The sequence below is a fragment of the Seonamhaeicola marinus genome, assembly GCF_008085455.1.
Genome location: NZ_VSDQ01000704.1, coordinates 1 through 493, shown reverse-complemented (window position 1 = coordinate 493; position 493 = coordinate 1). Strand labels below are relative to the sequence as shown.

The window sequence follows — 493 nt, the reverse complement described above, 5'->3', positions numbered from 1 at the left end:
TTTAAGCATATGCCTCCAAGTTCGCTTTTTTCAACAATTGCTGTTTTAAAACCTAATTGTGATGCTCTAATGGCTGCAACATACCCTCCAGGACCACTTCCAAGAACTATAATATCGTATTTACTCATGTGTTAAAATTTAGGCTACGAATTTACAAAATGCTTTTTTAATAAAGAATTTAGAACATTATAAATTTGTATCTTTTACTACATTTGCACACCAAGTGTAATTATATGAATATTCCTAGAACAAGTTATCCGCGGGTTATTATCATTGGCGGTGGTTTTGCAGGCGTAGCTTTAGCCAAAAAATTATCAAAGCAAGAAGTACAAGTTGTATTGTTAGATAAGCATAACTACCATACCTTTCAGCCGCTATTATACCAAGTATCTACTGGTGGTTTAGAGCCCGATTCTATTGCATACCCTATTAGAAAAGTTTTGCAAGATTTTCCAAATTTCTATTTTAGGTTAGCAAATGTGGAGTATATTGA

General features: G+C 33.3%; 2 protein-coding genes. One reads left to right on the top strand and one right to left on the bottom strand.

The features are described from left to right. Window positions 1-128 (bottom strand): FAD-dependent oxidoreductase (locus FUA24_RS17250; protein WP_148544327.1); only part of this gene is annotated, 128 nt, incomplete at its 3' end. Between the two features lie 105 nt (window positions 129-233). On the opposite strand from FUA24_RS17250, the gene FUA24_RS17245 reads away from it, so the two are divergent. Continuing rightward, the coding region (locus FUA24_RS17245) for an FAD-dependent oxidoreductase (RefSeq protein WP_148544326.1) at window positions 234-493 on the top strand (260 nt) is incomplete at its 3' end.